The following is an 11945-nucleotide window of genomic DNA, read 5'->3' as shown; positions in this document are numbered from 1 at the left end:
CAACCTTTCTGTTGTTATGCACATCTTCTATATACCAAACAGACAATGATTTTGACGCAGTATAAGATAGAGGAACTCATGGAAGGCTGCAAAGCCGGTAAGCGAAAGATGCAGGAAGCGCTTTATCAGCAAACTGCGTCCAAAATGCTGGCAGTTTGTATGCGTTATGCAAAAGATAGAATGGAAGCGGAAGATGTATTGCAGCTGGGTTATATTAAGATCTTTCAAAAGGTTGGGGAGTATAGAGGTGATGGTTCTTTTGAAGGCTGGATGAGAAGGGTAATGGTGAATACTGCAATTGAAAGTTACCGCAAAAACCTGAGGACCTTAAATGTGGTTCCGATTGAAGATGCTTACGAACAACCTGCTACCGGATTTGACTTTAGCCGTTTGGGGATGCAGGATTTATTGAAAGTGATACAAAAGCTTTCAGATGGATATAGGATGGTATTCAATATGTACGCCATCGAAGGATATTCTCATAAAGAGATTGCCGCAACACTGGGCATTTCTGAAGGAGCAAGTAAATCGCAGTTGTCGAGAGCAAGGGCGATCTTAAAAGAAGAGATTATAAAAATGGAGGGTATAGATTATGCAAGCTATGCAGGATAAAGATTTTGATCAGTTGTTTAAAGACAGGTTTGAGGAGGCCGAAATTCAACCTTCTTCCAACTTATGGGGCAAGATTGAGAAAGAACTGACACCAAAGAAAAAAAAGGCATTCCCGGTATACTGGGCGGCAGCGGCGGTAGTGGTTATTGCGACGACGATTGGGTTGCTTTCTCAGAAAACTGAACCTTTAAAATTACAGGGAAACCCTGCTGAAACCGCAAAGGTAGAAAAGCTTCCTGTAACACCATCTAAGCAGAACAGTGTGGTTGAAGAACCGGTTGTTGCGCGTCCTGAAAGTACACCATTGGTATTGGCACCGAAAGTAAAGCTGGAGAACCTGGTTCGTAAAAATAGTCAGCTGGCGGTGCAACCAAACCCGGACGTTAAGCGTCAACAGATTAAAGTGGTAGATGTTGCTCCTGAACAGAAAGAAGAAATCAAATCGGTAGCTACGCTGGAAAAAGAAATCATGATCGCAAAAGTAGATCCTCCGGTAATCACTGAGCAGAGCAATCAAATCGCAGAGACAGAAGTACGGGAACGTAAAGGCATCAGAAATGTAGGAGATGTGATCAACTTTGTGGTAGATAAATTAGATAAAAGAGAAAAGAAAATTATACAATTCAATACGGATGATGATGACAACTCATCTTTAATAGCTGTCAACATTGGCATTTTGAAATTCAATTCGAGAAAAAATAAATAAGATTAGGAACAAACCAACCATATGAAACGATTATTACTAACAACACTTTTGGTAAGCGGACTTGCCGGTGTTATGACTCAAAGCGCATCTGCACAGCAGGATAGTACCCAGACAAAACGTAGGATTAGCATATCCATCGGTAGTGAAACGAGCATTTCTGTAGGCCGGGTGAAGAGCGATAACGTAAAGAAAGCAAATGCCAAAAAAGGTCGTTTTATTGGAGGAATTACCTTTACCCGATTAGACTGGGGATTTACAAGACTGGTAGATAATGGCAGTTTTTCCTTATCCAAAGACAATGAGTTCCTGGATTATACCGGTGGAAAATCAAGCACGTTCTCTTTTGATGTCCTTCAGTTTGGTTACCGTTTTAATCCTAATTTTAAGATTTATGTGGCAGGAGGTTTTGACTGGACGATGATTCGTTTGAAAAGGGACATTACCTTGTTAAAAAATAGCCCGACAATGGCCTACACAGAAGATGGCATTAACTTCTCAAAAAACAGATTGTCAAGCAGCTATGTACATATTCCTCTAAATTTTGAATTTCGTACAAAAGAGAATGCCAGTGGAAAACGCTTTTACTTTGTCGTAGGTCCTGAAGTGGCCTTCCTGTTAAATGCTAAAATGAAACAGATCAGCAAAGAAAGAGGAAAAGAGAAGTTTAAAGACGACTATAATTTCGAACCTTTCCGTTATGGTGGAACTGTCCGTATAGGTTATGGCGCAATTGGGCTCTTTACTAAATATTATTTCAATGATATGTTTACGACTACGGCACAAAAAGGCCTGAGAAATATGTCCTTTGGTGTCACCTTAGGATTGTAAAAAGAAATACACGCACACAAATATAATCGGAAGCCGTTTCATCATTAGTTGATGAAGCGGCTTTTTTACGTAGAAACAAGAAAAACCGGCCCGCGCTCTTTTCATGACGGCTGTAAATACTTTATCTTTACAGGGTGAAGGAACAAATCATCAGCGTTAAAAACATCAGCAAACAATACCAGCAGGAACAAGCTTCAGGAGTACAGAATATCAGCTTTGATATTAACAAAGGGGAGATCATCGCCATTATCGGCGAAAGTGGAAGTGGGAAATCTACCCTGCTGAAATGTATCTATGGATTGCTGAGTGTTGATGAAGGAGAAGTAACTTTTAACGGAGAACGTATCCTCGGGCCAAATGAACAACTGATTCCTGGTCATAAGGAAATGAAAATGGTGACTCAGGATTTCTCCCTGAATATTTACGCAAAAGTGTATGACAATATCGCTTCCATGATGGCGAATACAGACGTGCATTATAAGCATGAGAAGACGATGGAAATGATGCTTCACCTACACATTGATCACCTGAAGGATAAAAAGATTACGCAGTTGAGTGGGGGAGAGCAGCAAAGGGTGGCCATTGCAAAAGCATTAGTAACCAATACCTCAGTGCTGTTACTGGATGAACCTTTTAGTCAGGTGGATGCGTTATTGAAAAATCAGCTTAGAGCAGATATCAAAAGAATTGCCGCGGAAACGGGAGTAACGGTGATTATGGTTTCTCATGATCCTGCCGATGGATTGTTCTTAGCAGATGAATTGCTGATCCTGAAAGATGGACATCTGATGCAGAGAGGAAAGCCTGCAGAGATTTATAACCATCCAAATCATATTTATACTGCCCGGATGTTGGGAAATGCCGTTGTACTCAATACTGATGATGCAAAAAAACTTGGTCTTGAAATCAAGGAAGGCAATGCGGTATTTTATCCGGAATGGGTAGAGTTAAGCAATTCCTGGAACAGCAGACGTTTTGAGGTGAAGGATGTTTATTACAAAGGTTTTTATGAAGAACTGTTGCTGGAAAGAAATGGGGTAACAATCAGAGCGATTCAGTTGAACAGGGGAGAGCATAAAAAAAACGACCATGTTCAAGCGAACATTGGTCGTTTTTTAAAGTTATAAATTACAAAATAAGCATTTAAACTATACTTTATCTGAACGAAGAACAACTACTTTAACGAGAATCTTTATTGGTGGTCGTGGAGTGGTAGATATGTTTGATTTGCTTTGCATATCAAATTGTATATAACCAGGTGCTATCTGATAACTAGCAATTTCATCATTAAACGTATATGGTAGAGCGATATCTGTTTTGTCATCGACAGGATGTGAAAAATATACAACAACGGCATCGAATGCCAACACGTCGTCGTTAATCGCATTTGTATTCCATTTAAAAGAGTAACTTCCATTTGTGTTTTTGACCCAATCCGATGGCAAAATGTCCAAATAATACGTTTTACCAGCTGATGATTCCTGAATGATAGTGTCTTTCTTGCACGAAGTCAAGCCTAGCGTGACCGTAGCGATGAGTAGTAATAAAATTCTTTTCATATGATTTGTGTGTTTGATGTTCGTATAGCAAATCTGTTGCCATAAAATTACAATTTTGCTTTTACTTATACTGTAATTAAAATGTTATACGGAATAATGTTATGAATAAGGTATTTAATGCAGGTTTATTGATTGATAATATGATTTTTTCTCTGAGATAATTTTGCATATACTAGTTCTGATCTTTATGCAACTACAGGGATTTTGATCATTTTTTAAGAGTTTACACCTATCTTTTTGTAGCATGAAAGGGTAATCCGGATGCTAAATTCGTGACCGCATCGGCCATGCGCTGAATCCTCGTTTGAACAACCGGAGATTCCATCAGCCACTGAAAACATTCTTCTTGTTTCACCTTGCTTAGTTTCTGAAATGATACCCATGCAGCTGGCTCATCCTTCAAACATTCAATAAAATCTTCAGGAAGGATTTCGGAAACAGGTTCACTATCGTCGTATAAGACAATCCTTACATAATCACCTGCCTGTTTGCCAATCTGTTTGCGTATTTCTGCTCTTACGGTAATAAACAGCATTTCTTTCATTGGCATCAGCGCAGTATCTTTTACTTCATAGCTATCAATAAAGCCCCTTACTTTTCTAGTCCCGAAAGGTCTATGCTTATCCTTTGATATGCCTGGAAGGCGTGCAAAAGTCCAGCCTCCCTTGCCAGGGAATTTCTCCAGAAGTATATCCTCATTGATCAGTTGCTGTTGTTCCATGTGATTTCTAGTGCTTTTGATAGTTAAAGCGCTAATGAAGGATAAAATTAGAAAAAACTTTTTTGTGAGGGTATCTATAGTCTTAAAATACTTTGTGAATTTTACTTAAGTATCTGATAAAGTAATGCATGTATGATTTATTGTTTTATATCTGCTATATATTTGAATTAATAAGTTCTTAATTGTGAAAATTTGTGATTTATTGCACTATTTTTATAGGTGTTGAAACATTATTAATGAAAATAATTTCTTTAATAATGTTTTTTATATTTTAAAATGTACTTTTGATCGTATTATGTTAAATAATGTAATATACATATTAATATAATATTGTTTTGTTCCTTTTAAGAAAAATTACTATGAAAAACAATTTTTACCTATTCATTATTGCATTTGCAATGGTGACTTCTTCTTGTAAAAAGCAAGAGTCCTCCGTCAAAGGGGAAATTAAACGTGATGTTGAGCTGGAAGGCGATCATTTAGCGTTCAAAGACTATTCAACCTTTGTTGATTATTACAAAGTTGTTAGTGGCATGGATAAGAGTCAGAGGCAACAGTGGGAAAAGTCTCTGAATTTTACATCTATGCAAACCGTATATGAGCATTTTAATGAAGAACTTAACGAGCTTGAAAAGGGATCGAAAGAAAATTATTTCAGAGGCTTCTCAAATCTCAAGGAAAAATATAAGGGGAGTCTTCTATTTACCGAGGACAGTTATAGAATAAATAACTCTGGTATTAGTGAAGCTATATTAACAAGCAAAAATGGATTCGTCAAAGTCGGAGATGATTATTTACAGTTCGGAGAGAAAGGAGTGACTACGTACAAGGAGGTTTCGTTTCAAAGAGCTCAGCAGCTAAGTCAATCAAATTTGGTCTCTACCGAAAGTCTTGAACTTACAGCCCCACAAAGAAACAGTTTTACTTCGAAACTAGGAGAATGGCATATTATTAATAAAGAACGAGGAAGGGTTCTTTTCCGAAGTAAAGCATACAATTTGCATTCTGATGCATTAGGTTACCAAAGCTTTGCGGCATTAGAAGGACGAGCAGAACATTTAAATATATTCGGGACATGGAGAGGTGTTGGAATGGCACTTAGTTTATATAGATCACCTGATCCTAATAGGGGTTATGCACCTACAGTGGATATAACCTATCAGAATTTAACAAATAATTTGCCTCGTCGCGAAAGTTCGGGATCTATAGAACTGAAACCGAATTTCTTTGAAGGCCTTAGTAATGTTGAGCATTTCGATAGGGTGATGTGTATCACAAGAGGACTTGAAGTAAATCCTAGCGCTGCTCTTTCTACTGTTGGCGGTTCTGGTAGTCAACTTTTGAATTACGCTGTTGATGCGGGGTCCTTTAGTGCAACCGACGTCTATTGGAAGGAAGTATTTGTGGGTAAGATAAAGATTGGTGCAATGATACAAGTTGGTCTTCCTGTCATTGGAAATCCAGCGGTGTCTTTTGATGTCTTTAGTATAGATGGAAGGTCTCTTGTGCAAAATCAATAAGCAATAAATTCTTCAGATCACAAAAAAGCCCGGTTCAATCCTATTGAGCCGGGCCGGGTGATCCTATCTATTGTTGTTATACCAGATATTCGAAAAGTGTCTGATCGTTATTCAATTCGATGATCTCAAATTTAAATTCCTTCATTCTTTGCAATAGTGCATCGTAATCCGTTGGTTTTGCCAACTCGATACCTACCAATGCAGGACCATTTTCCCGATTGGTTTTTTTGATAAACTCAAAACGGGTGATGTCATCATGAGGGCCCAATACATTATTCACAAACAACTTTAACGCTCCTGGTCTTTGTGGAAAGCGGACAATGAAATAATGCTTTAATCCTTCAAAGAGTAATGATTTCTCTTTGATTTCCTGCATTCTTTCAATGTCATTGTTACCACCACTCACGATGCACACTACTGTTTTACCTATGATCTGCGTTTTGATCTGATCTAAGGAAGCTACAGCCAGTGCACCTGCAGGTTCTACCACAATGGCATCCTCATTATATAACTTCAGGATCGTTGTACAGATTTTTCCTTCAGGGATCAGTAACATCTGATTCAACAGTTCCCTGCAATATTCAAAAGTGAGGTTTCCTACTCTTTTCACTGCTGCACCATCTACAAAACGGTCAATGTCGCCCAGTAAAACCGGAGCACCAGTATTTAGCGCATGTTTCATAGAAGGCGCACCTTCAGGTTCCACGCCGATCAATTGAATTCCAGGTTTCAGGTTTCTCAGATAGCTGCCTACGCCAGAAGCAAGTCCACCACCACCGATAGGCATGATCACTACATCCAGTTCCGGGAGGTCTTCAAAGATCTCCACACCAACCGTTCCCTGACCTTCAATCACCTTTGTGTTATCGAAAGGGGGGATAAAAGTCATTCCATTGGCTGCGGTATATTCCAGGGCTTCTTTTAAGCAATCGTCAAAAGTATCACCCACCAGGATGATTTCAATATGGTCACCACCAAACATTTCTGTTTGTTTCACCTTTTGTCTCGGGGTAATTTCCGGCATAAAAATAACCCCTTTGATGTTCAGTTTTTTACAGGAATGTGCTACACCCTGTGCATGATTTCCCGCGCTTGCACATACCACACCCTGTGCCATTTGTTCCGGCTCCAGCGTGCTGATCATGTTGTAAGCACCTCTTAGTTTATAGGAGCGTACCAATTGCAAATCTTCTCTTTTCAGATAAATATTCGCCTGGTAGGTTTTAGAAAGTCCTGCATTATATTCCAAAGGGGTACGTTTTACCGTACCTTTCAATCGTTCTGCTGCCGCCAGAAAATCCAGTACAACTTCTTTTTCTACACTCATCTTATATAAATTTATTCATTGCATCCAGATAGGCATTGGCCGAGGCCTTTACGATATCTGTACTAAAACCATAGCCCACATAAGATTTTCCTTCATAGGCAACCTTCATGTTTACTTTACTCACATCATCACTTCCGCCATGCATGGCCTGGATGGTAAATTCTTTTAGCGTGATGTCCTTTCCGACAATCGTCTGAATCGCTTTGATCGTTGCATTTACAGGTCCGTTTCCGGTGGCCATTGCTTCTTTCTCTACCCCATCATATTCCAGTCTGATGCTCGCCGTAGGGCTCAACGGATCACCACAAAGTACCTGTAACAGGTTCAGTTTGTATCCGTTTTTTACCGCACCTTCTTCCGTATCACTCATTAGATAAAGAATGTCATCATCACCGATCGTTTTCTTCTCATCAGCCATGATCAGGAAGCGCTCATAAACCTGATCCAGGTTTAGACGGTCGATCTCATAACCTAAGCGCTCTAAGTGATGCTTCAAAGCATGACGACCGCTACGTGCTGTCAAAATGATATCTGCTGAATTTAAACCTACATCTTCCGGATTGATGATTTCATAGTTTTCTCTATGTTTCAAAAATCCATCCTGATGGATACCAGAACTGTGTGCAAAAGCATTCTGTCCGATAATCGCTTTGTTCGGTTGTACCGGCATGTGCATCATGCGGCTCACCATAGCGCTGATCTCTGTGAAATGTTTGCTGTTGATGTTCGTTTTTAAATTCAGTGCATGGTGTGTCTTTAAAACCATCGTCACTTCTTCCAGCGCTGTGTTTCCTGCACGCTCTCCAATTCCGTTGATGGTACATTCCACCTGACGGGCACCGTTGATCAATCCTGCAAGGCTATTAGCCGTTGCCAGGCCTAAATCATTATGACAGTGTACAGAGATAATTGCCTGGTCTATATTTTTAACGTTTTCTTTCAAATAAAGGATCTTGGAGCCATACTGATCCGGAAGGCAATAACCATTTGTATCAGGGATGTTTACTACCGTTGCTCCGGCAGCAATTACTGCTTCAATCATTTGCGCTAAGAATGCATTGTCTGCGCGACCCGCATCTTCTGCGAAAAACTCAATGTCCTCTACAAACTTTTTCGCATATTTTACTGCTTCAACTGCTCTTTGAAGAATGTCTTCTCTGGTGCTGTTGAATTTATATTTGATGTGCATGTCTGAAGAACCAATTCCCGTATGGATTCTTGGTCTTTTTGCATATTGTAAAGCCGCAACAGCCGAATCTATATCTTTTCTGTTGGCGCGGGTTAAGGCACAGATAATCGGTTCCCGTACTGCTTTAGACAGTTCTACTACACTTTGAAAATCACCAGGGCTGGAAATAGGGAAGCCAGCTTCAATTACATCCACTCCAAGTGCTTCCAGTGCCTTTGCAATTTCAATTTTTTCTGGAGTTGCCAACTGGCAACCCGGTACTTGCTCACCATCACGTAAGGTGGTGTCAAACACATAGACTCTATTAGGATCGTGTAACATAATTCTTGGAGTTTAGGGATTAGTTTTCTGTGTAATATATTTCAAGACCAATTGTCCCATTTCTTTAGTTCCAAGAACTTTGTATGGGTTGGTCGTATCGTCGGCAATGTCGTTGGTTCTGAAACCTTCTTTCAGCACCTGATCTACCGCATCGATGATCACTTTTGCTTCATCTTTTAGTCCGAAGCCGATTTCCAGCATCAGGGATACCGATAGGATAGAAGCCAGCGGGTTGGCCAGGTTCTTTCCGGTGATGTCATGTGCTGATCCATGGATCGGTTCAAAGAAACCAGTGCTTTCTCCAACAGAAGCTGAAGCCAGCATCCCCATAGAACCTGCAATCTGTGAAGCCTCATCTGTAAGGATATCGCCAAAAAGGTTGGCTGTCAATACCACGTCGAACTGTTTCGGATCTTTGATCAGCTGCATTGCTGCATTGTCAATGAACATATGATCGGTTTGTACTTCCGGGTATTCTTTCGCAATCTGTTGTACCGTTTCTCTCCATAATCTGGAGCTTTCCAATACGTTTGCTTTATCTACAGAACACAATCTTTTTCTACGTTGCATTGCTGCTTCGAATGCTTTACGGGCAATTCTTTCTACCTCATAGCGATGGTAGATCATCAGGTCAGAAGCGGTATTGTTGTCTTCAGAGCGGGTTTTCTCTCCGAAATAAACATCACCTGTCAGCTCCCTGAAAAACAGGATATCTGTACCTTTTAGTATAGAAGGTTTAATGCTCGAAGCATTTAACAATTCGTCAAACAATAAAATCGGGCGCAGATTGGCATATAAACCTAATTCTTTACGGATTTTAAGTAAGCCCTGCTCAGGACGTACTTTTAAAGATGGGTCATTGTCATACTTCGCATGACCTACCGCACCAAAAAGAATGGCATCACTTTTTTTAGCTTTTTCCAGCGTTTCATCGGGTAGTGGATTGCCTGTTGCTTCAATTGCTGCATGGCCCATCAGTGCTTCATCATAACTGAAATCATGTCCGAAACCTTTGGCAATTTGCTCCAATACTGCTTTACCCCAAGTGGTCACTTCAGGTCCGATTCCGTCGCCGGGAATAACTAATATATTTTTCTTCATAGTTCTAGATAGTTTGTAACATCGGTTCTACGGATTTTACTTCTCCGTTTTCTAATAAAATTCTTTTCTCTAAACAGCCTGGAAGTTGCGATTCAAAATGGCCAACGTAAATCAATGTTGTTCCATTTTTGCACAGTTCATCCACCAGCTTGTTAAAATGTTGTGTTTGTTGCTGATCTAAACCCTGACAAGGTTCATCAAGAATTAAGATCTCCGGGTTTTTAATAATGGTCCGGGCCAGTAGGGTTAATCGTTGCTTGCCTAATGGAAGCTCATTCATCAACCTGTTTTTATATTCCCCTAATCCGAAATACTGGATCAGTTCCTCTACCTGTTTATGTTTGGTCGCACCAGGATTGCAAAATAAACCTGAGCTGTCGTAAAATCCGGATGCAATGCTTTGCCATACTGTAGCAGAAGCATCAAAATACCAATGTAATTCAGGTGATATTAAGCCAATACGTTCTTTGATCTCCCAGATGCTTTCACCTGTTCCTCTTTTATTGCCGAACAGGTAAAAATTATTGGAATAGGCCTGTGGGTGATCGCCAGCAATTAAACTCAACAAAGTTGATTTTCCAGAGCCATTGTATCCTTGCAAAAGCCATTTTTCTCCTGAATTTACTTCCCAGTTAATGTTCTTCAATACCTGTTTCCCGCTATAACTGATGTTGACATCGATCATTTTGATGATGTGATCAGCAGTGGAGGAAACCGAGACATTATTTAAAAACGAAGGAACAGGTTTGCTGATTTCTTCTACAAGGTCTAAAGCGCGTTCTTCAAAAGAAATCTCCTTTAATGCACCTTCCCGGATCTCCGCAAAGCGATTGATCACCGCAGGAAGTTCCGTTTCATTGCTGATTAAAATCAACTGTGTTCCGGCAGAAGCGATTTCTTCCAGCAATACATTTAAGTTTTTACGGGAAACGGTATCCAATCCATTATAAGGTTGGTCCAGGATTAACAATTGGGGTTTTAACCATAAGGCTTTTACCAATTGTAATTTTTTATGTTCTCCGCTGGATAGCTGGATTAGCGGAGAGTTTTTTAAGGAGGTAAAGCCCAGAGCTTCCAAAATATGCTCAATTTCTTCAAATTGAAGCCTGTGTTCTTTGCCATAAACTTCCAGTTCAGCGATCACTGTAGCTGTCGTTACCGTAACTGAACTGTTATAGCGTTGCTGATAGTAGAAGTTTGAAGCGCCTTCAAGGTCTTTAAACTGATACCAGTTGGCGACATAGTGCACCAAAGCTGGTAAGCTGCTTTCGGGATTGAAGTTGATCTTAACCTCTCCGTTAGGAACAGGAATTAAGCCAGCGATTGCTTTAGCCAATGATGTTTTTCCCGTTCCACTCGATCCACACAGTAACCAGTTGTCATTGCGGTTTATTACCCAGCTCAAATCCTGTAACACCGGTTTCTGGTGGTACTTTAGATTAAAGCGGGCGATATGGACGACGGGTTGTGACATTATCTGTTTTGTTCAAATTCTACGACCAATTGCTTTTGGTTTAAGATGAAATCGATGTCATCATAACCATTGATTAAACAGGATTTTTTATAAGGGTTGATCTCGAAATCAGTTTTAGATCCGGTTACTACATTGGTTACCGTTTGTGCTTCCAAATCAACATCAAGCTGGGCAGTATGATCCTGACCTACCGTGCTGAAGATTTCCGCCAAGAACTCATCACTCACCTGAATCGGTAATAAACCATTGTTCAATGCATTTCCTTTAAAGATGTCGGCAAAGAAACTGCTGATCACTACATCGAAACCTGCATCCTGGATCGCCCATGCTGCGTGCTCGCGACTGCTACCGCAACCAAAGTTCTTTCCTGCTACCAAAATCCGGCCTTTAAAAGCTGGATTGTTCAACACGAAATCTGCTTTTAAGGTGTTGTCACCATTGTAACGCCAATCGCGGAATAAGTTTTCACCGAAACCTTCGCGCGTTGTTGCCTTTAGAAACCTGGCCGGAATGATCTGGTCGGTATCTATATTCTCTATATTTAAAGGCACAATCGCCGAGGTCAATTTTTCAAATTTTTTCATTGT

At 40.1% G+C, this 11945-nt stretch carries 12 protein-coding genes; 5 read left to right on the top strand and 7 right to left on the bottom strand.

Annotation, left to right across the window (positions count from 1 at the left end; all coding sequences use genetic code 11):
- Window positions 1-45 precede the first annotated feature (45 nt).
- The 4 genes from BLQ87_RS26080 to BLQ87_RS26065 all read left to right on the top strand — a co-directional run bounded on the left by BLQ87_RS26080 (window position 46) and on the right by BLQ87_RS26065 (window position 3273).
- Window positions 46-612, top strand: coding sequence for an RNA polymerase sigma factor (locus BLQ87_RS26080; protein WP_074612007.1), 567 nt, complete (start codon window positions 46-48; stop codon window positions 610-612).
- On the top strand, window positions 593-1318 hold the full coding sequence (locus BLQ87_RS26075) for a hypothetical protein (protein ID WP_143010554.1): 726 nt from the start codon (window positions 593-595) through the stop codon (window positions 1316-1318). Before BLQ87_RS26080 ends, BLQ87_RS26075 begins: the two co-directional genes overlap by 20 nt.
- 21 nt (window positions 1319-1339) lie before the next feature.
- Complete coding sequence (locus tag BLQ87_RS26070) at window positions 1340-2146, top strand: outer membrane beta-barrel protein (protein WP_074611863.1); 807 nt, start codon at window positions 1340-1342, stop codon at window positions 2144-2146.
- 134 nt (window positions 2147-2280) lie between these two features.
- Window positions 2281-3273 (top strand): ABC transporter ATP-binding protein, encoded by a 993-nt coding sequence (locus BLQ87_RS26065; RefSeq protein ID WP_074611862.1) that lies wholly within the window; start codon window positions 2281-2283, stop codon window positions 3271-3273.
- 21 nt (window positions 3274-3294) lie between these two features.
- Here the strand turns inward: BLQ87_RS26065 and BLQ87_RS26060 are convergent, their stop codons facing one another.
- Both BLQ87_RS26060 and BLQ87_RS26055 read right to left on the bottom strand, forming a co-directional pair.
- A complete protein-coding gene (locus BLQ87_RS26060) occupies window positions 3295-3705 on the bottom strand; it encodes a hypothetical protein (protein WP_074611861.1) in 411 nt (136 codons plus the stop codon).
- 229 nt (window positions 3706-3934) lie between these two features.
- A complete protein-coding gene (locus tag BLQ87_RS26055; RefSeq protein WP_074611860.1) occupies window positions 3935-4426 on the bottom strand; it encodes a YdeI/OmpD-associated family protein in 492 nt (163 codons plus the stop codon).
- 359 nt (window positions 4427-4785) lie between these two features.
- Between BLQ87_RS26055 and BLQ87_RS26050 the strand changes: the two genes are divergently transcribed.
- A complete protein-coding gene (locus BLQ87_RS26050; RefSeq protein WP_074611859.1) occupies window positions 4786-5946 on the top strand; it encodes a hypothetical protein in 1161 nt (386 codons plus the stop codon).
- A 76-nt stretch (window positions 5947-6022) separates the two neighbouring features.
- Here the strand turns inward: BLQ87_RS26050 and ilvA are convergent, their stop codons facing one another.
- From ilvA to leuD, 5 genes are read right to left on the bottom strand one after another with little or no spacing between them, the layout of a single operon-like run.
- Window positions 6023-7273: a threonine ammonia-lyase IlvA gene (gene ilvA, locus BLQ87_RS26045; protein WP_143010553.1), complete on the bottom strand. Its 1251-nt coding sequence runs from the start codon at window positions 7271-7273 to the stop codon at window positions 6023-6025.
- Between the two features lies 1 nt (window position 7274).
- Window positions 7275-8783 (bottom strand): 2-isopropylmalate synthase, encoded by a 1509-nt coding sequence (locus BLQ87_RS26040; protein ID WP_074611857.1) that lies wholly within the window; start codon window positions 8781-8783, stop codon window positions 7275-7277.
- A gap of 12 nt (window positions 8784-8795) precedes the next feature.
- Window positions 8796-9884 (bottom strand): 3-isopropylmalate dehydrogenase, encoded by a 1089-nt coding sequence (leuB, locus tag BLQ87_RS26035; protein WP_074611856.1) that lies wholly within the window; start codon window positions 9882-9884, stop codon window positions 8796-8798.
- Between the two features lie 4 nt (window positions 9885-9888).
- Window positions 9889-11358 (bottom strand): ATP-binding cassette domain-containing protein, encoded by a 1470-nt coding sequence (locus tag BLQ87_RS26030; protein ID WP_172664972.1) that lies wholly within the window; start codon window positions 11356-11358, stop codon window positions 9889-9891.
- A complete protein-coding gene (gene leuD / locus BLQ87_RS26025) occupies window positions 11358-11942 on the bottom strand; it encodes a 3-isopropylmalate dehydratase small subunit (RefSeq protein ID WP_074611854.1) in 585 nt (194 codons plus the stop codon). The genes BLQ87_RS26030 and leuD overlap by 1 nt, the downstream gene beginning before the upstream one ends.
- Between the last annotated feature and the right edge of the window lie 3 nt (window positions 11943-11945).

Origin of the sequence: Pedobacter steynii (genome assembly GCF_900103665.1) — a bacterium.
Lineage (GTDB): Bacteria > Bacteroidota > Bacteroidia > Sphingobacteriales > Sphingobacteriaceae > Pedobacter > Pedobacter steynii.
The sequence above is the reverse complement of the archived record's forward strand: the minus strand, read 5'-3'. Positions and strand labels throughout refer to the sequence as shown.

Excerpts from the sequence above, each read along its gene's own strand:
- BLQ87_RS26080 (WP_074612007.1), top strand. The coding sequence starts at position 46 with ATGATTTTGACGCAGTATAAGATAGAGGAACTCATGGAAGGCTGCAAA.
- BLQ87_RS26075 (WP_143010554.1), top strand. The coding sequence starts at position 593 with ATGCAAGCTATGCAGGATAAAGATTTTGATCAGTTGTTTAAAGACAGG.
- BLQ87_RS26070 (WP_074611863.1), top strand. The coding sequence starts at position 1,340 with ATGAAACGATTATTACTAACAACACTTTTGGTAAGCGGACTTGCCGGT.
- BLQ87_RS26060 (WP_074611861.1), bottom strand. The coding sequence starts at position 3,705 with ATGAAAAGAATTTTATTACTACTCATCGCTACGGTCACGCTAGGCTTG.
- BLQ87_RS26055 (WP_074611860.1), bottom strand. The coding sequence starts at position 4,426 with ATGGAACAACAGCAACTGATCAATGAGGATATACTTCTGGAGAAATTC.
- BLQ87_RS26050 (WP_074611859.1), top strand. The coding sequence starts at position 4,786 with ATGAAAAACAATTTTTACCTATTCATTATTGCATTTGCAATGGTGACT.
- ilvA (WP_143010553.1), bottom strand. The coding sequence starts at position 7,273 with ATGAGTGTAGAAAAAGAAGTTGTACTGGATTTTCTGGCGGCAGCAGAA.
- BLQ87_RS26040 (WP_074611857.1), bottom strand. The coding sequence starts at position 8,783 with ATGTTACACGATCCTAATAGAGTCTATGTGTTTGACACCACCTTACGT.
- leuB (WP_074611856.1), bottom strand. The coding sequence starts at position 9,884 with ATGAAGAAAAATATATTAGTTATTCCCGGCGACGGAATCGGACCTGAA.
- BLQ87_RS26030 (WP_172664972.1), bottom strand. The coding sequence starts at position 11,358 with ATGTCACAACCCGTCGTCCATATCGCCCGCTTTAATCTAAAGTACCAC.
- leuD (WP_074611854.1), bottom strand. The coding sequence starts at position 11,942 with ATGAAAAAATTTGAAAAATTGACCTCGGCGATTGTGCCTTTAAATATA.